This window comes from Streptomyces sp. NPDC048419 (assembly GCF_043200415.1).
Taxonomy (GTDB): domain Bacteria; phylum Actinomycetota; class Actinomycetes; order Streptomycetales; family Streptomycetaceae; genus Streptomyces.
Map to the genome: position 1 here is coordinate 125,595 of NZ_JBICXT010000001.1, position 16,383 is coordinate 141,977.

Below are 16,383 nucleotides of genomic sequence, written 5' to 3' on the forward strand. Positions count from 1 at the left end.
GCCGGACCACACCTCGACGAGCGCATTCGGAGGAGAGCGATGGCAACGCTGCGGCAAGAGGTCGAACCGGACGAGGCCGGGCTGGACGTGAAGGCGCTGGACCGGCTCGACCAGGCGTGCGCCCGCTTCGTCGACGAAGGACGCCTGCCCGGCTTCCTGGTGGCCGTGGCCCGCGGCGGACGCGTCGCGCACCTCACCACCCATGGCCGGCGCGACGTCGCGGCGGACCTGCCCGTCGAGTCCGACACCCTGTGGCGGATCTACTCCATGACCAAGCCGGTCACCTCGGTCGCCGCGCTGATGCTCGTGGAGGAGGGCCGGCTCTCGCTCGACGACCGGCTCGACAGCTACCTCCCGGCCTTCGCGAACCCGCGCGTGTATGAGAGCGGTGAGGGCGACGACGTGCGGACGCGCCCGGCCGACGGGCCGATACGGATCCGCCACCTGCTGACCCACACCTCCGGCCTGACCTTCGGCTTCTACCACAGCCACCCCGTCGACGCCCTGTACCGCGAGGCCGGCCTGGAGTCCTCGGTGATACCGGGCACGGACCTGGCGCGGACGGTCGACGTGTACGCGCGTATGCCGCTGCAGTTCGAGCCGGGCACGCAGTGGAACTACTCGGTCTCCACCAATGTGCTCGGCCGGGTGATCGAGGTCGTGTCCGGGCAGCCGCTCGACGCGTTCTTCGCCGAGCGGATCCTCGGGCCCCTCGGCATGGCGGACGCAGGTTTCCACGTCACCGACGAACAGGCGCCCAGGCTCTGCGAGTTGTACGGCGAGAGCGACGACGGCGGGATCAAGCCCGTCCCCGGGCTGCCGCTGCGCGGCGGGCGGCCCCGCTTCCTGTCCGGCAGCGGCGGCATGGTGGCCTCCGCGTACGACTTCCACCGGTTCATGGAACTGCTGCGCCGCCGCGGCGAGCTCGACGGCATCCGCCTGCTCGCGCCGGGGACGGTGGACCTGATGACCCGCAACCACCTGCCCGGCGGCGCCGACCTGCGCGCCTACGGCAGCCGCCCGGCCCACGACGAGCCCAACAACGACGGCGTCGGCTTCGGCCTCGGGGTCTCGGTCGTCGTCGACCCCGAGCGCACCCAGTCGCCGACGGCGGCCGGCACCTTCGGCTGGAGCGGCGCGGCGACGACGACCTTCTGGGTCGACCCCGGCCGCGACCTGACCGTGCAGTTCATGACCCAGGTCCGCCCGAAGACCTCGCTCAGGATCATCCCGGAGCTCCGGCGCCTGGTCCACGAGGCCGTCATCGGGTAGGCGCTCGGGAGGGCCGGGCCACGGCCCACCTCGCCGACGGTAGATTCCCCTGCAGACACCGGCGGCGAGGTGGGAAGGCGTGCTCAGGACAGGTGTGCCACCGCGTCCAGGTGCGGCAGGACGTGGTCGAGCCGCTCCCGCTTGGTGCGCAGGTAGGTGATGTTGCTCTCGCACGGAGGGATCAACAGCGGTACCGTCTCGGCCACTTCGATGCCGTGCCGCACCAAGGCCTCCCTCTTGCGCGGGTTGTTGGACATCAGGCGCACCGAGTTCACGCCCAGGTCCTGCAGGATCCCGGCGGCCACGCCGTAGTCGCGGGCGTCCACCGGCAGCCCGAGCGCCAGGTTCGCCTCGACGGTGTCCAGGCCCTCCGCCTGCAGCGCCATCGCCCGCAGCTTGGCCAGCAGCCCGATGCCGCGGCCCTCGTGGCCGCGCAGGTACACGACGATGCCGCTGCCCTCGGCGACCACGGCCTTGAGCGCGGACGCCAGTTGATCCCCGCACTCGCAGTGCTGCGAACCGAACGCGTCACCGGTCAGGCACTCGGAATGCAGCCGGGTGAGAACGCCTTCCGCGCCGATGTCACCGTGCACGAGGGCCACTTGCTCATCACCGCGATCGTGATCCAGGTAACCCACCGCGCGGAATTGCCCGTACACCGTGGGCAATGGCGCATTCACGATCCGCTCCACACCCGTGCGCTGTGGAGACTTCTTGCCGAGGACGCCGATTTTTTCTGTCATGATCTGATTCCTAAGCAGAGACGAAGGGCCGTGAAGAAATGAGTGTTTCGGGCGCGCGTACGGCGGCGGACGGGCTGGTGCCGGCGGACACTACGGAAGAGGTACGGACCAGGGCCGCGAGTGTCTCAACGCAGGTCGCGGTGCTTCCCGTCGGAAGTTTCGAGCAGCACGGTCCGTTCCTTCCGCTGGCGACCGACACGCTCGTAGCATGTGCCGTGGCCCGGGAGATCGCCGCGGCGTACGCGGTGCACCTCCTCCCCCCGGTGACGATCTCCTGCTCGCACGAGCACGCGGCCTGGCCCGGTACGGTCAGCATCTCCTCGGTGACCCTTCATGCGGTGGTGTCGGACATCGCGGCCTCGCTCCGCCGCTCCGGCGTCGACGCCCTGGTGGTGGTCAACGGGCACGGCGGAAACTACGTACTGGGCAACGTCGTTCAGGAATCCTCCGCCCGCGGCGAGCGAATGGCGCTGTTCCCGGCCGCGGAGGACTGGGAAGCGGCGCGGCAGCGGGCGGGGGTGACCACCTCGCTGCTGACCGACATGCACGCGGGAGAAATCGAGACCTCCATCCTTCTGCACGCTCACCCCGAATTCCTTCGGCCCGGTTATGAGACCTCCGATTTCGTCGCGGACGACCGGCGTCATCTCCAGACCCTCGGTATGTCCGGCTATACCGATTCGGGCGTCATCGGGCGCCCTTCGCTGGGTTCGGCGGAAAAGGGGAAGGAACTGCTGGCGAGCCTCGCGGATTCCTTCGGCACGTATTTCTCGCTCATCACCTCGGCGGACGGGCGGCCGTGACCCGCGGCCGCCCCGGCCGTCCCGGAGCCCGCGCGCAGGCCGGTGTACCAGCGGGCGACGAGGACGACGGCGCCGGGCAGCGCGGCCACGAAGCTGAGCACGCCGTACACCACGGCGACCGCCACACCGCTGCTCGCGCCGAGGCCCGCCGCGCCGAACGCCCAGGCGGTGGCGCCCTCGCGGGGCCCGAAGCCGCCGACGTTCAGCGGCAGCCCCATGGCGACCAGCGCCAGCACGGCCAGCGGCAGCAGTACGACGACGGAGGCACCGGAGCCGGCGACCCGGGCGGCGAGCACGAACAGCGCGAAATGGCCGGCCAGGATCAGCAGTGAAGACAGGGTCACACCAGGCCAGTTGCGGCGCGAGAGCAGCCCCTCCCGCGCCTCGCTGAGCGTCGCGCGCAGCGCCCGTCCGCGCCGGGAGGGCGCCTTGTTCATCCGCAGCGCGACGACGACGGCGAGCGCGCCGAGAGCGGCGAGCCCGGCCAGCGGGGCGAAGTGGCGCACCTCGGCCCGCACCGGCGACGGCATGGTCAGCAGCATCCCCGCCCCGACGACCGTCAACGCGACCTGCCCGGCGACCCGTTCGAGCACCACCGAGCGCACACCGCGGCCGAGGTCACCGGCGCTCTGCCCGTGCCGCACCGCCCGGTGCACGTCGCCGAGGACGCCACCGGGCAGGGCGGCGTTCAGGAACAGCGAGCGGTAGTAGTCCCCGACGGCCGTCGCGAGCGGCAGCCGGATCTTCAGGCCGCGGGCCACCAGCGCCCAGCGCCAGGCACTGAGTACGGTCGTCACCAGGCCGACGACGAGCGCGATCAGCAGTGTCGTCGCGTCGATGCGCCGCAGGCCGTCCAGCAGGACACCGGTACCGAGCTTCCACAGCAGCCCGCCGAGGATGGCGACGCCGGCGACGGTTCCGAAGTGGGTGCGTACGGCCGGGGAGTTGACCACGGCCGGCGCCTTGCGCCGCCGGGGCGTGGCCGCCGTGGGCACGTCGGTCCGCGCCCCGCCGTGCGACTCGCGCCGCACCACCGGCGCCCGCACCGTGTCCACACTCATGACGCCCCGCCCGTCGGCCGGGACAGCGCCAGCAGGTCGCTGTGGTGGACGGTGACGCGCAGCTCGCCGGCCGCGCAGGCGGCCAGGCGCTCTCGCAGATACCGTTCCGCACGCGCCTTCAGCTCGGGCCGCTCCTCGACGGCCGCGCCCACCCAGCCGCGCAGCCACTGGGCCGCCAGCGCGGCCTCGTCCGGCCCGAGCCGCCAGGGGCTCGGGTCGACCCGTACCGTCGCGCCCCGCTCCGAGAAGATCTCGCACGCCACCGTCACGGCGTCCGGGCCGAGCAGGCCGTCCCGGCGCTGATGGGCGTTGAACGCCTCGGCGATCTCCTCGTCCATCGGGTCGGACGGGCCGAATTCGACCCGTCCGGCGACCGAGAGGGTCAGCAGGGCCGGGCAGCCGGCCCCGGCGCAGGCGTCCGCGAAGGTCTCGATCTCCTCCCGGGTGAGGACGTCGAGCAGCGCGGAGGCGGTCACCAGGGAGGCGCCGCGCAGGGCGTCCGCGGTGAGCCGGGCGACGTCTCCGCGCCGCGTCTCCACGCTGACCCGGCTGCCGTCGGCACCGGAGCGCGGGGAGCCGACGGCGGCGAAGTGCAGCAGGTAGGGGTCGCGGTCGTGCAGGACCCAGTGCTGAGCGCCGTCCAGCCGGGGCGCGAGCCAGCGGCCCATGGAGCCGGTGCCGCAGCCCAGGTCGTGGATGACGAGGCCGCCCTTGCCGGGCAGGTTGGCCAGCCGGATCCGCAGCGGGTCGAGCAGGTCGTGCGCCCGCGCCTCGGCGTCGGCGGGCTCCCGCAGCTCCAGCCACTCGGGCGCGTACCGGGGCGGCTCCTCGGGCCCGTCGTCCCGCAGCCGGACTGTGGCACGCTCACCGGGGCCGGTGGCGGGACCGGCGCCGGGGAGCGCGGAGTCGGCCGGACCGGAGCCGGGCATCACGGAGTCCGCTGGTTCGGAACCGGTCATCATGGCGCCCACCGATCCGGAGTCGTCGCGCGACCCGGGCTGTGCCGGGATCTTCCCACCGATCTCTGCGGTCCTGTTCATGCCGCCCTCCTGGGTTCGCTCGGCAGCCGGCCCAGTACTCCGGCGAGACTGCGGGCCGTGGTCGCCCAGCCGTCCAGGGCGGCCCGTCGGCCCCGTGCGGCGGCCTTCAGCCGGCGTCGTACGTCTGCCTCGCCGAACCAGCCGCGCAGTTCGGCGGCGAGCGCGGCGGGGTCCTCCGGCGGCACGAGGATGCCGGGCACACCGCCGTCGGGGGCGCGCCCGAGCGCCTCCGGCAGACCGCCGACGTCCGTGGCCAGCACGGGGATACCGCGCGCCAGGGCCTCGGTAACCGCCATGCCGTACGTCTCCGCGTACGAGGTCAGGACCATCAGGTCGGCGGCGGCGTAGCTGGCGTCGAGCGCGGCACCGGCCCGCGGGCCGGCCAGCTCGATGCGGTCCTGGAGACCGTTCTGCTCGATCAGCAGCCGCAGCTGGGCGACGTAATCGGGGTCGTGTCCGAGTCCGCCGACGCACACGCAGCTCCACGGCAGGTCGGCCGCCGCGGCGAGCGCCTGCACCAGCCGGTGCTGCCCCTTGCGCGGGGTCACGGCGGCGACGCACAGCAGCCGGGAGACACCGTCGGTGCCGGAGGCGAGAGGAGCGATGTCGGCGCCGGGCGCGGCGACATGGACCCGCTCGGGCGCGAGCCCGTGATGCGAGACGAGGCGCCGTACGGCCCAGTCGCTGGTCGCGATCACGGCGGGCACCGCCCGCAGCACGTCCCGCTCCTTGGCGTCCAACTCGGCTGCCACGGCGGGCTCGAGGCCCGTCTCGTCGCCGAGCGGCAGGTGCACCAGCACGGCGAGGCTCAGCCGTTCGGTCTCCGGGACGACGACCTCCGGGACGGCGCAGGCCACGATGCCGTCCAGCAGGACGACCGAGTCGTCCTGCAACTCCCGCAGCATACGGCCGAGTTCGGCACCGGCGGCGGCCGTGGGCCGGGGCCAGTCACCGGCCACGGCGTGCTTGTGGACCTGCCAGCCGAAGCCGGGCAGATCGAGGCTGACGCGCCGGTCGTAGGCGTTGCCGCCGCTCGGCGCGGCCGGGTCGTCGACACCGCCCGGCATGACGAAGTGCACGGAGCGCAGGGACATGGGAATGATCTCGGCGTTCTCCAGGGCGGAGTGCTGGACGGGCACGTAGCCGAACGTCGTCTGCTCCGCCGTCCGGCGATTCTTCTTCTCCACCTTCTCCAAGGTCACGTCGGTCACAGGGCACGCTCGTAACTCGCCCAGGCGATGTGCGACTCGTGCAGGGTCACGCCGATCCCCGCGATGCCCTTGGCGCCCTCGCCGAGTGCGCCCTTCTCGATCCGGGCGGCGAGCCGGTCGGCGATGACCTTGGCCAGGAACTCCGTCGACGTGTTGGTTCCGGCGAACTCCGGCTCGTTGTCGAGGTTCCTGTAGTTCAGCTCGGCGACCACGGCGCCCAGTTCCTGCGTGGCGAGTCCGATGTCGACGACGATGTTGTCGTCGTCCAGCTGCTCGCGCCGGAACGTGGCGTCCACCAGGAACGTCGCTCCGTGCAGGCGCTGCGCGGGCCCGAAGACCTCGCCGCGGAAGCTGTGGGCGATCATGATGTGATCGCGGACGGTGACACTGAACAACGGACGACCCTCCAGGTGCGGCGCGTCTGGCCCCCCGGCTGATACCTGCCGGGGGATGCCCTTAGTACGGCTCTTGGCTTCCCCGTGTTCAGCCCTCTCAGACCCTTTTCTCAGGTCAGGCCGTTTCGGGGTACCGCACACGGTGGCACAGGGCGGAAATCTCGCCGGAGGCGAGCTTCGGCATCACCTCCGGCAGCTCCTCGAACGTGCTCTCCCCGGTGATGAGCGCGTCGAGCGCCGGGTCGGCCAGCAGATCGAGGGCGAGGGCGAGACGGTCGGCGTAGCTCCGGTTCGCGCGGGCCGGGGAGACGGTGCCGACCTGGCTGCTGCGGATGGTCAGCCGCCGGGAGTGGAAGGCCTCGCCGAGCGGGAGGCTCACCTTCCGGTCGCCGTACCAGCTCAGCTCCACGACGGTGCCCTCGGGCGCCAGCAGCTCCATCGCACGCGCGAGGCCCTGCTCGGTGGCGCTGGCGTGCACGACGAGATCACGGTCGCCGAGCGCGTCCGCGGGCGTGGCGAAGTCGACGCCGAGGGCCCGGGCGACCTTGGCGCGGCCCGGATCGGCGTCGACGAGCTGGACCCGTACCCCCGGGAAGCGCGCCAGCAGCGCCGCGACCGAGCAGCCGACCATGCCGCCGCCGACCACGGCGATCCGGTCGCCGACCAGCGGCGCGGCGTCCCAGAGCGCGTTCACGGCGGTCTCGACGGTGCCGGCGAGGACGGCCCGCTCGGCGGGCACGGTGTCCGGTACGACGGTGACGGCGGCGGCCGGAACGACGTACCGGGTCTGGTGCGGATACAGACAGAAGACGGTCCGCCCGACCAGGTCACCGGGCCCCTCCTCCACCACGCCGACATTGAGGTAGCCGTACTTCACGGGCGCGGGGAACTCGCCCTCCTGGTAGGGCGCCCGCATGGCCGCGTACTGGCTGCCGGGAACACCGCCGCGGAAGACGAGCGTCTCCGTGCCACGGCTGATGCCGGAGTAGAGCGAGCGCACCACGACCTCGCCCTCCGCGGGTTCCGGCAGGTCGGCGGTCCGTATCTCGCCCAGACCCGGACGACTGAGCCAGAACGCTCGAGCGATGCGGTTCATCGGGTGTCCTCCTGAACGATCGGGAAGCCGTTCACGTACCGAGGTGTGCACAGGCCGCGCACAGTACGCGGCGTTGATCGACTCTGTCATACGGCCGGAGGGTGTGCGGTGGCCCTGAACAACACTTACGACGCAAGGCTGGTCCAGCAGGAGACCGCTGTGGGAGCGGGCGTTCAGATCCTGTTGCTGGCCCTGCTCGGCACGGCGATCGGCATGGGGCCGGCGGGCTGGCTGACCGGCCTGGCCTTCGCCGTCGCCAGCTGGGCGGTGCTCTCCCGGGCGCTGCACCGGTCCCGGCTGCGATCCTTCGGCCCGGCCAACCGGGTGACCCTCGGCCGGGCGACCCTGGTCGGCGGCGTCACGGCCCTGGTCGCCGACTCCTTCGAGAGCTCCCCGCCGGTCACGCTCTTCGTCGGCCTCACGGCGATCGCCCTGATCCTGGACGGCGTCGACGGCAAGGTCGCCCGCGCCACCGGCACCTCCACGTCGCTGGGCGCCCGTTTCGACATGGAGGTCGACGCGTTCCTCATCCTGGTCCTCAGCGTCTACGTCTCCATGCAGCTCGGCCCCTGGGTCCTGCTCATCGGCGGCATGCGCTACGCCTTCGTCGGCGCGGCGCGCGCATACCCATGGCTCAACGCCGAACTCCCCCCGAGCATGGCCCGCAAGACGGTGGCCGCGATGCAGGGCATCTGCCTGCTGCTGGCCGCGTCCGGCTACCTGCCGCACATGGTGTCCCTCGGCGTCGCGATACTGGCCCTCACCTCCCTGACCTGGTCCTTCGGCCGAGACGTCCTGTGGCTCCACCGCACCTCACGCGTCCAGGACGCCGAGGTGGAGGAGATCCTGAGCCTGTCGCCGGAGCGCGAGACGGTGGCCTCCTAAAGGACTTCCGCCCGCCTTCAGCCCTCCCAGGCCATCCGGTACACGGCCGACTCCCGCACCTCGAACCCGAGCCGCTCGTAAAGCCGGTTGGCGGCCTTCCGGTCCGGCCGCGAGGTGAGATCGACGGTCCGGGCCCCGGCCTCCCGGGCAACCCGCAGGGCCTCCTCGATCAGCAGCCCTGCGACCCCGTGCCCGCGCGCCGACTCGTCGACCACGACATCCTCGACTCGCGCCCGCAGCCCGGTCGGCAGAGGGAACATGACGAGGGTGAGGGTGCCGACGATCACCCGATCGGCACGGGCGACGAGCACGGTGTTCGCATCGCAGCCGAGAACGCGCCCCACCGCGTCGGCATCCAGCGGCCTCACACGCACGGACAGCTGAGGCAGCAACCGCCGGAAGGCGTCGACGAGTTCTTGATCCGCCTCCTGGGCAGCCTCCACTTCGATCTTCATGGTGGGGACCTTATCGGCGCGGCAAGGACCCGCCGGCGACCTTGACCGGCACGGCACTCGTGCACGGGAGGAGAATTCGGCAATGCCCGACAACCTCGCATGGATCGCCGATGCCTGGCGGAGCGCGCACCTGAACGCCACCGACCTGTACATCACCTGCGCCCGCGGCCTCAGCCCCGAGCGGCTGGCCGGGCGCATGGCCGACCATGAGCCGGTGGAGATCGGGCCCGACCTCACCATCCAGGAAGCGTCCCGCATGGTCGACCTCACGCAGGTCTACTGCGTCGGCCGCATCGGACGGAGCGGCGACTGGTCGTTCGTCGTCGAGTGCGGGGCCAGCGAGGGCTGGTCCCTCGACCCGGCGGTGTCGAGGGACGGCGCCGAGGTACTGGTCTTCGACCCACGGCCGGACGACCCGCCCTCCTTCTTCCGCTACCTCGCCGACGGCGAGCTGCAGCTGCACTTCGAGTTGGGGTTCGGCTACGACCCCGCCGGCGCCCAGCCCGACCTGCTGCGTCCGGCGCTGGAAGCGGCCGGAGTCGTCCCGCCGGAGGACGCCCTCGATGACCTGCTGGGCGCGGACGAGGAGCTGCCACCTGCCGAGGAGAAGCGCCGGGTGCTGGAGGTCGTCGGGGAGCATTTCGGCCTGTCACTGCCGCGGCAGGTGATCGAAAGCGGGCAGCTTCCAGCCGTGGTCACCCGAACCTCACCTCCGTCCTCCTGGTGACCAAGCCGTCGTCTCCCTGGGTGACCTCAAGTGAGCGAGTGGCTCAGGTCGGTGCTGAGCCACCCGCCCGACGGTTCAGGCAGCCCGCGAAGACCGTCCCCTGTGCGTGCGGATGATGTCCGCGTACCGGTACCCGGTCCCCTTGATCGTGCGGACCTGTGTCCGGTAGTCCACGTGGACCAGCCCGAACCGCTTGTCGTAGCCGTACGCCCACTCGAAGTTGTCGAGCAGCGACCAGGCGAAGTAGCCGGCCAGTGGCGCGCCCTTGCGGATGGCTGAGGCGCAGGCGGCGAGGTGGCGCTCCAGGTAGTCCTGGCGCTCCGGGTCGTCGACGGTTCCGTCGGGGCGTACGACGTCCGGGTAGGCGGAGCCGTTCTCGGTGACGTACAGCCGGCGGACGGGGTACTCGTCGGTCAGGCGCAGCAGGAGCGCCTCGATGCCGCTCGCGTCGATCTCCCAGTCCATGCCGGTGCGCGGGACGCCGAGGCGGCGCACGGAGCGCACGTGGGGCGCCGGCGCCGAGGGGTCGTCGGCGACCGTGGACGGCATGTAGTAGTTCAGGCCGTGCCAGTCGAGAGGTGCGGCGATCTTGGACAAGTCGCCTTCCCGCTCGGGCAGTTCGACGCCGTACACCTCGCGCATGTCGGCCGGGAAGCCGCGGCCGTACACCGGGTCCAGCCACCAGCGGTTGATGTGGCCGTCCTGTCGGCGGGCGGCCGCGACGTCCTCGTCGCGGTCGGTGGCGGCGTGCACCGTGGAGAGGTTGGTGACGATGCCGACCTGGGCGGACGGGACCGCGGCGCGGATCGCGTCCACGGCGAGGCCATGGCCGAGCAGCAGGTGGTAGGAGGCGCGGACGGCGGCCGTCAGGTCGGTCAGGCCCGGGGCCATCCTGCCTTCCAGGTGGCCGATCCAGGCCGAGCAGAGGGGCTCGTTGAGCGTGGCCCACTGCGACACGCGGTCGCCGAGGCGCTCGGCGACGACCGCGGCGTACTCGGCGAACGCGAGGGCGGTGTCCCGCTCGGGCCAGCCGCCGCGGTCCTGGAGGGCCTGCGGCAGGTCCCAGTGGTAGAGGGTGACGGACGGGGTGATGTCCGCCTCCAGCAGGGCGTCGATCAACTCGTCGTAGAAGGCGAGGCCCTTGGGGTTCACCGGGCCGTCGCCGCCCGGCATCACCCGCGGCCAGGCGACCGACAACCGGTAGGCATTGGCGCCCAGTTGACGCATCAGGCCGATGTCCTCGCGCCAGCGGTGGTAGTGGTCGCAGGCGACGTCGCCGTTGTCGTTGCCTGCGACCTTGCCGGGCGTGTGGGAGTAGGTGTCCCAGATCGACGGGGCGCGGCCGTCCTCCGCGGCGGCTCCCTCGATCTGGTACGCCGCTGTGGCCGTACCCCACAGGAAGTCGTGGGGGAAGGCGGCGAGGTCGATGCGGTCGGACACGGAAGTCCTCTCAAAGCGATGGGAGTTGGTCACTTGACGGCCCCCGCCGTCAGCCCGGCGACGAGATAGCGCTGCAGCAGCAGGAAGCCGGCCACCACGGGCACGCTGACGACCAGCGAGGCGGCCATGATCTGGTTCCAGTAGACGTCGTTGAGCGTGGAGTAGCCCTGGAGGCCGACGGCCAGGGTGCGGGTGGCGTCGTTGGTCATGACGGAGGCGAACAGCACCTCGCCCCAGGCGGTCATGAAGGCGTAGACGGCGACGGCGACGATGCCGGGGATCGCGGCCGGCACGACGATCCGGAAGAGCGCGCCCAGCGGGCCGCAGCCGTCCACCAGCGCCGCCTCGTCCAGGTCGCGCGGCACCGAGTCGAAGTATCCGATCAGCATCCAGATCGAGAACGGCAGGGAGAAGGTGAGGTAGGTGAGGATCAGGCCGCCGCGCGAGCCGAACAGGGCGATGCCCGTCGCGTTGCCGATGTTGACGTAGAGCAGGAACAGCGGGAGGAGGAAGAGGATGCCCGGGAACATCTGGGTGGACAGCACGGTGACCGTGAAGACCCGCTTGCCGCGGAAGCTGTAGCGGCTGACGGCGTAGGCGGCGAACACCGCGACCACCACCGAGCAGACCGTCGCGGACACCGCCACGATCAGCGAGTTCATGAAGTACTTCGCGAGTGGCACGGTGGACCAGATGTCGATGTACGGCCGGATGGTCAGTCCGCTGGGCAGCCAGCGGAACTTGCCCGTGACGTCCGCGAGGGGCTTCAGCGAGCTGGAGACCATGACGTACACCGGGATCAGCACGAAGCCGGTGAGCAGGGTGAGGAAGATCCGCCGGGACCAGATGAACGAACTCGGCATCGCCATCGGCGACTTGGCCGCCGACCGTGACTTCGGCAGCGTCGTCGGCTTCGGTATCCGCAGCGACTCAGACATCTCCGGTCCTCCGTCCGCGTGAGGTGAGCACCAGGTACACGCCCGTCACGACGAGCAGGAACAGCAGCAGGAGCACGGACATCGCGGAGCCGGTGCCGAAGTTCCAGGTGACGAAGGACGCCTGGTAGATGTGGACCGAGATGAGGTCCGCGGCCTCGGGTGCGGCCTTGCCGAACAGGACGTACGGCGTGTTGAAGTCGTTGAACGTCCACAGGAACAGCACCAGGACCAGCACCTGGTTGACCGGCCGCAGGGACGGCAGGGTGATGCGGCGGATCTGCTGGATCATGCCGGCGCCGTCCAGCGCGGCCGCCTCGTACAGCTCCTTGGGGATGTTCTGCAGTCCCGCCATGACGATGAGGAAGGCGAACGGCCAGCCCTTCCAGACGTGCACGATCAGCAGCGCGTAGAAGCTGTTGTCGCCGATCAGCCAGAAGGACGGCTTGTCCGTCAGGTGCAGCTGGTCGTGCAGGACGTGGTTCACCAGGCCGTTGTCGTGCTGGAACATGAACACCCAGGTGATGACGGCCGCGTAGACCGGCAGTGCGTACGGCACCAGGAACAGGGCCCGCAGCAGGCCGCGCCCGCGGAAGGTGTCCTGCATGTAGATCGCCGCAGTCGTGCCGATCAGCCAGCACAGGGCGACCGAGAGCAGGGTGAAGCCGACGGTGACGAAGAAGGAGTGCAGCAGTGCCTCGCCGACCGGGGCGTCGAAGTCCACCGACACCTTGTAGTTGCCGAGGCCCGTCCAGGGCGCGGAGCCCCAGTCGCGGATGTAGAACTGCGTGAGCTCCTTGAAGCTCATCACGATGCCGATGACCATCGGCACGAGATGGACCAGGAGTTCGAGAAGCAGGGCGGGCAGGAGGAGCAGGTACGGGAGCCCGATCCGGCGGATCCGCCCGGGGCGGCGACGCTGTTCGCGCGGCTCCGCCCCGGGGGCACTCCCCCTCACCGGCTCCTTGAGGGTCGTGGTGGTCATCGGGCTCACTTCGCCGGCATCTGCTGCTGGGCCTTCTCGAGCTTCGCCTTCACCGAGTCGGTGGTGACCGCGCGCCCGGCGGCCGCGTCGGCGAACAGGTCCTTGACGGCCGTGCCGACCGCCGTCTCGAACTGCGACTCGTCGGCGACCTGCGGCAGCGCGGAGGCGCTCGTCGCGAGGGTCTGCTTCAGCACGGAGTTGGAGGCCGAGTTGAACGCGGCGTCCGACTGGGCGCCCTTGACCGGCGGGATGGAGCTGTAGGCCGTGTTGAGGATCTTCTGCTCGGCGTCGCTGGTCATGAACTTCACGAACTTCGTGGCGCCGTCCATGTTGTGGCTGTTCTTGAAGACGGCGAGGTTGATGCCCGCGACCATCGAGTTGACCTGGGCGCCGGTGCCCGGGGTGCCGGACTGCACGGGCACGGGCGCGATGCCGTACGCGTCGTCGGCCATGCCCTGCGACTTGAGGTTGGCGGCGGCCGACTGCCACAGCAGCATGGCCTGCTTGCCCTTGGCGAAGTCGCTCACCGACTGGTTCTGCGCGTACTCGGCGTCGCCGGTCGGGATGACCTTGTCCTTGGCCATCAGGTCGACGTACTGCTTGACCGCGTCGACCACCTTGGGGTTGGTGAAGTCGGGCTTGCCGTCGGCGGTGAAGAAGTCGCCGCCGTGCTGCTTGGCGAAGACGAAGACGTGGTGGATGTTCTCCGACACGTTTGCGCCCTCGGCGCCGAGCGGCGACTTGCCCTTCGCCGTGATCTTCTTGCCGTCGGCGACCAGCTCGTCCCAGGTGGCCGGCGGCTTGCTGATGCCTGCGTCGGCGAAGATCTGCTTGTTGTAGTAGAGGGCGTAGGCCATCGAGTACAGCGGGACCGCGGCCGGGTCCTTGCCCTCGGCGCCCGTCGAGCCGAGGGCCGAGTCCACGAAGCGGTCCTTGCCGCCGATCTTGCCGAAGTTCTTGGCGTCCCACGGCAGCAGGGCGCCGGTGGCCTGGAGCGAGGCGCTCCAGGTGTTGCCGATGTTCAGGACGTCGGGGCCCTGGCCGGACGTGGTCGCGGTGAGGATCCGGTTGAGCAGGTCGGACCAGGGGACGACCTCCAGCTTGACCTTGATGCCCGTCTGCTTCTGGAACTTGTCGAGTTCGGGCTGCAGGACCTTCTTGTCGATCGCGATGCTCGCGCCCTGGTTGGAGGCCCAGTAGGTGAGCGTCTTCGGCGAGTCGTTGGAACCGCCGCCGCTGGACGAACCGCCTCCGCAGGCCGTGGCGGCAAGGGCGAGTGACATGGTGACGGCGCCTATGGCCGCGGCTCGGATGCTGCGCATGGCTCTGGGTGTCCCTTCAGGGATTGCACTCATGGCTTAATTTAGGACGTGAGTTAAACCTCAGGAGATGGCCTAGTCAAGGGGTGCGGCAACGCTTGTGGAACTCCGGTCGTACCTCTTGACGCACTCCTTCGGGTAGTTGAAGCATTCACCGGCAAGAGAGCGCTCCCAAACCCCCACCCCGTTCACTTCCTGAACAGGAGAGCCGCCACATGCCCCTGCCTGACATAGGCCGCAGAACCGTCCTCGGCGCCGCAGCCGCCTCCGCGCCGGTGGTCCTCGGCCTGTCCGCCCGGGCCTCCGCCGCCCCGGGGCCGAAGAAACGGCCGAAGAAGCCGCGCCTCCTGCCCGGCGGCGGCGACCTCGGCCCGAACGTCCTGGTCTTCGACCCGTCCACGGCCGGCATCCAGGCCAAGCTGGACGAGGTCTTCAAGCAGCAGGAGTCGGCCCAGTTCGGCACCGGCCGCTACGCCCTGCTCTTCAAGCCCGGCTCGTACAGCGGCCTCAACGCCCAGCTCGGCTTCTACACCTCCATCGCGGGCCTCGGCCTCTCCCCCGACGACACGACCATCAACGGCGACGTCACGGTCGACGCGGGCTGGTTCAACGGCAACGCCACGCAGAACTTCTGGCGTTCGGCGGAGAACCTGGCCCTGGTCCCGGCGAACGGCACCGACCGGTGGGCGGTCGCGCAGGCGGCCCCCTTCCGCCGTATGCACGTCCGCGGCGGCCTCAACCTCTCGCCCACCGGCTATGGTTGGGCCAGCGGCGGCTACATCGCCGACAGCCGCATCGACGGCCAGGTCGGCCCGTACTCGCAGCAGCAGTGGTACACCCGCGACAGCGCGATCGGCAGCTGGCTCAACGGCGTGTGGAACATGGTGTTCTCGGGCGTCGAGGGCGCCCCCGCGCAGAGCTTCCCCAACCCGCCGTACACCACGCTCGACACCACCCCGGTCTCCCGCGAGAAGCCCTTCCTGTACCTCAGCGGCAGCGAGTACCGCGTCTTCCTTCCGGAGAAGCGGACCAACGCCCGCGGGGTGACCTGGGGCAACGGCACGCCCAGGGGTACGTCGCTGCCGCTGTCGCAGTTCTACGTCGCCAAGCCGGGCGTCACCGCGGCGACCCTCAACCAGGCGCTCGCCCAAGGACTTCACCTGCTGCTGACGCCGGGTGTCTACCACCTCGACCGGGCGATCCAGGTCGACAGGGCCAACACCGTGGTCCTGGGCCTCGGTTACGCGACGCTCGTACCCGACAACGGGGCCACGGCCCTGCGGGTCGCCGACGTCGACGGCGTACGCCTCGCGGGATTCCTCATCGACGCCGGGCCGGTCAACTCCGCGACTCTGCTGGAAGTCGGCCCGAAGGGTGCCACCAAGGACCACTCCGCCAACCCGACCACCGTCCAGGACGTGTTCGTCCGCATCGGCGGCGCGGGCGCCGGCAAGGCCACCACCAGCATGGTCATCAACAACCGGCACACCATCGTCGACCACACCTGGGTGTGGCGCGCCGACCACGGCACGGGCGTCGGCTGGGACACCAACCGGGCCGACTACGGCATCGTCGTCAACGGCGACGACGTCCTGTCCACCGGCCTGTTCGTCGAGCACTTCAACAAGTACGACGTGCAGTGGAACGGCCAGCGGGGCCGCACGATCTTCTTCCAGAACGAGAAGGCCTACGACGCCCCGAACCAGGCCGCGATCCAGAACGGCTCGGTGAAGGGCTACGCCGCCTACAGGGTCGGCGACTCGGTCACCGCGCACGAGGGCTGGGGGCTGGGCAGTTACTGCTACTACAACGTCGACCCGACGATCGTGCAGCACAACGGCTTCGCGGCGCCGAACAAGCCGGGGGTGAAGTTCCACAACCTGCTGGTGGTCTCGCTGGGCGGCCAGGGCCAGTACGAGCACGTGATCAACGAGACCGGATCGCCGACGTCGGGCACGTCGACGACCCCGTCCACGGTGGTGTCCTACCCGTGAGCCGAGGGCGGCCCCGTCCACT

General features: G+C 70.6%; 15 protein-coding genes and 1 pseudogene. 5 read left to right on the top strand and 11 right to left on the bottom strand.

The window, feature by feature from the left end; genetic code table 11:
• Nucleotides 1-39 precede the first annotated feature (39 nt).
• Nucleotides 40-1,272, top strand: coding sequence for a serine hydrolase domain-containing protein (locus ACGFYN_RS00540; protein ID WP_393863494.1), 1,233 nt, complete (start codon nucleotides 40-42; stop codon nucleotides 1,270-1,272).
• Nucleotides 1,273-1,355: 83 nt separating this feature from the next.
• On the opposite strand, the gene ribA is transcribed toward ACGFYN_RS00540, so the two are convergent.
• Complete coding sequence (ribA, locus tag ACGFYN_RS00545) at nucleotides 1,356-2,015, bottom strand: GTP cyclohydrolase II (protein ID WP_393863495.1); 660 nt, start codon at nucleotides 2,013-2,015, stop codon at nucleotides 1,356-1,358.
• Nucleotides 2,016-2,053: 38 nt separating this feature from the next.
• Between ribA and ACGFYN_RS00550 the strand changes: the two are divergent.
• Nucleotides 2,054-2,800, top strand: a pseudogene (locus tag ACGFYN_RS00550) (creatininase family protein); the annotation flags it as partial.
• Here ACGFYN_RS00550 and ACGFYN_RS00555 read toward each other — a convergent pair.
• From ACGFYN_RS00555 to ACGFYN_RS00575, 5 genes are all read right to left on the bottom strand, one after another.
• Nucleotides 2,686-3,879, bottom strand: coding sequence for a YbhN family protein (locus ACGFYN_RS00555; protein ID WP_393863496.1), 1,194 nt, complete (start codon nucleotides 3,877-3,879; stop codon nucleotides 2,686-2,688). The pseudogene ACGFYN_RS00550 and the gene ACGFYN_RS00555 overlap by 115 nt on opposite strands.
• A complete protein-coding gene (locus ACGFYN_RS00560) occupies nucleotides 3,876-4,808 on the bottom strand; it encodes a class I SAM-dependent methyltransferase (protein ID WP_393864135.1) in 933 nt (310 codons plus the stop codon). Before ACGFYN_RS00560 ends, ACGFYN_RS00555 begins: the two co-directional genes overlap by 4 nt.
• A 107-nt stretch (nucleotides 4,809-4,915) precedes the next feature.
• A complete protein-coding gene (locus tag ACGFYN_RS00565) occupies nucleotides 4,916-6,130 on the bottom strand; it encodes a glycosyltransferase family 4 protein (protein WP_393863497.1) in 1,215 nt (404 codons plus the stop codon).
• Nucleotides 6,127-6,525, bottom strand: coding sequence for a 6-pyruvoyl tetrahydropterin synthase family protein (locus tag ACGFYN_RS00570; RefSeq protein ID WP_393863498.1), 399 nt, complete (start codon nucleotides 6,523-6,525; stop codon nucleotides 6,127-6,129). Before ACGFYN_RS00570 ends, ACGFYN_RS00565 begins: the two co-directional genes overlap by 4 nt.
• A gap of 115 nt (nucleotides 6,526-6,640) precedes the next feature.
• Nucleotides 6,641-7,621 (bottom strand): zinc-binding alcohol dehydrogenase, encoded by a 981-nt coding sequence (locus tag ACGFYN_RS00575; protein WP_393863499.1) that lies wholly within the window; start codon nucleotides 7,619-7,621, stop codon nucleotides 6,641-6,643.
• Between the two features lie 108 nt (nucleotides 7,622-7,729).
• On the opposite strand from ACGFYN_RS00575, the gene ACGFYN_RS00580 reads away from it, so the two are divergent.
• Nucleotides 7,730-8,506 (top strand): CDP-alcohol phosphatidyltransferase family protein, encoded by a 777-nt coding sequence (locus ACGFYN_RS00580; RefSeq protein ID WP_393863500.1) that lies wholly within the window; start codon nucleotides 7,730-7,732, stop codon nucleotides 8,504-8,506.
• Nucleotides 8,507-8,523: 17 nt separating this feature from the next.
• Here the strand turns inward: ACGFYN_RS00580 and ACGFYN_RS00585 are convergent, their stop codons facing one another.
• Entirely contained in the window at nucleotides 8,524-8,961 is a 438-nt protein-coding gene (locus ACGFYN_RS00585; protein ID WP_393863501.1) for a GNAT family N-acetyltransferase, read from the bottom strand.
• Between the two features lie 82 nt (nucleotides 8,962-9,043).
• Here ACGFYN_RS00585 and ACGFYN_RS00590 point away from each other — a divergent pair, with 82 nt between their 5' ends.
• A complete protein-coding gene (locus ACGFYN_RS00590; protein WP_393863502.1) occupies nucleotides 9,044-9,688 on the top strand; it encodes a DUF6461 domain-containing protein in 645 nt (214 codons plus the stop codon).
• A gap of 75 nt (nucleotides 9,689-9,763) precedes the next feature.
• Here ACGFYN_RS00590 and ACGFYN_RS00595 read toward each other — a convergent pair whose 3' ends face one another.
• Genes ACGFYN_RS00595 through ACGFYN_RS00610 form a run of 4 tightly spaced genes read right to left on the bottom strand, consistent with a single transcriptional unit; the run spans nucleotide 9,764 to nucleotide 14,370 of the window.
• Complete coding sequence (locus ACGFYN_RS00595; protein ID WP_393863503.1) at nucleotides 9,764-11,128, bottom strand: GH1 family beta-glucosidase; 1,365 nt, start codon at nucleotides 11,126-11,128, stop codon at nucleotides 9,764-9,766.
• A gap of 29 nt (nucleotides 11,129-11,157) precedes the next feature.
• Nucleotides 11,158-12,066 carry a carbohydrate ABC transporter permease gene (locus ACGFYN_RS00600; protein ID WP_393863504.1) on the bottom strand — a complete coding sequence of 303 codons (909 nt, stop codon included), beginning with the start codon at nucleotides 12,064-12,066 and terminating at the stop codon, nucleotides 11,158-11,160.
• The gene (locus tag ACGFYN_RS00605; protein WP_393863505.1) at nucleotides 12,059-13,048 is read right to left on the bottom strand and encodes a carbohydrate ABC transporter permease; all 990 of its coding nucleotides are present in this window, start codon (nucleotides 13,046-13,048) and stop codon (nucleotides 12,059-12,061) included. The genes ACGFYN_RS00600 and ACGFYN_RS00605 overlap by 8 nt, the downstream gene beginning before the upstream one ends.
• Nucleotides 13,049-13,053: 5 nt before the next feature.
• Nucleotides 13,054-14,370, bottom strand: a complete 1,317-nt coding sequence (locus tag ACGFYN_RS00610) for an ABC transporter substrate-binding protein (RefSeq protein WP_393863506.1) — start codon at nucleotides 14,368-14,370, stop codon at nucleotides 13,054-13,056.
• A 212-nt stretch (nucleotides 14,371-14,582) separates the two neighbouring features.
• Here ACGFYN_RS00610 and ACGFYN_RS00615 point away from each other — a divergent pair, with 212 nt between their 5' ends.
• Nucleotides 14,583-16,361, top strand: a complete 1,779-nt coding sequence (locus ACGFYN_RS00615; protein ID WP_393863507.1) for a coagulation factor 5/8 type domain-containing protein — start codon at nucleotides 14,583-14,585, stop codon at nucleotides 16,359-16,361.
• The last annotated feature ends 22 nt before the right edge of the window (nucleotides 16,362-16,383 follow it).